The 992-nt window shown below is 59.0% G+C and carries 1 protein-coding gene and 1 pseudogene; one reads left to right on the top strand and one right to left on the bottom strand.

Annotated elements, in window-relative coordinates; translation table 11 throughout:
• Positions 1-379 (bottom strand): IS66-like element accessory protein TnpA (gene tnpA / locus ACZBJS_RS42565; RefSeq protein WP_463440338.1); only part of this gene is annotated, 379 nt, incomplete at its 3' end.
• A gap of 84 nt (positions 380-463) precedes the next feature.
• Here tnpA and ACZBJS_RS42560 point away from each other — a divergent pair.
• A pseudogene (locus ACZBJS_RS42560) lies at positions 464-620 on the top strand (IS3 family transposase); the annotation flags it as partial.
• Positions 621-992: the final 372 nt, after the last annotated feature.

Raw genomic sequence — 992 nt, 5'->3', positions numbered from 1 at the left:
GCGACACGCTCACTTTGGCCGGAGAACAAAAAGCTGGAGTCCCTTTGGGTTCCGAACCACGCACTTCATCGCAAGTCGCCGGCAAATCCACCGTCGCCACGCTGTCTTGCCCCGACAGGGCTCGATCGGCGGACCCCTCAAGCTGAACCGGGATGAACGCCGGGCGTGAGGACGGCGGCAGCGACCTGGTCGCGGTGTGCTTCTTGATCCACTTCCGAAGGAGGTTCGCGTTGACCCCATGTTCGAGTGCAAGCCTCGACACCGAAACCCCAGGCTCAAGGCAGGCCGTGACAAGACGCTCTTTCGATGCCGCCTCGTAGCGCCGGCGACCGTTCCGGCCAACAAGCCTGACCCGCAGTTTCTGATCATCGTCTGCCATCACATGGTGTCCACCTAATTTAGTGGACACCTCATGCATCAGAGTACTCAACCGCAAAAGGTAAGGCGAAATTCGCGCTTACGGATGAGCGAACGGCGGGCGTGTAAAGCCATCGGCTGCTGCCGCATGACCATGAGATGCCGGACGACCCAGGCTGACGATGCCAGCCTTCGCCAGCGCATGAGAGCGATCGCTGTTCGGCCATCGGCGGCTGCATGTTCTGCTCAGCCGGGAGGGATACGCCCAACCGGACAAACCCAACGGCAGGGGCGAACTCAGAACTGGATAGAACTTGGAGGCAAGGTCAAAAATCTTGTCCACCGGTTGAGCGCGTGATGTGTTAGAATTGAACGATCCCTGCGTTCAGCGTGACTTCGATTTTCGCTTGGAAAGTACTTGCGCGGCTGCTTGCAGCGGGCTCCATTAAACACTGGCTTCAGGAAGACAACTTCAGTCATGCCGAGAGTCGCGACCATGGCTTCCAAGGTCGGGTTGACCGTCATTATAGCGCGACAATCTGGCTGGGAAGCGCGCGACAATCAGGATGGCGAGTCGGTGTCGCGGCGAGGTGATGATTGCCGCGATGATTGTCGCGCGCAAGAGTTTTGTTGGC

The sequence above is a fragment of the Bradyrhizobium sp. KZN70725 genome (genome assembly GCF_055264925.1).
Note: the sequence above shows the minus strand (reverse complement) of the source record. Positions and strands in the feature narration are given on the sequence as shown.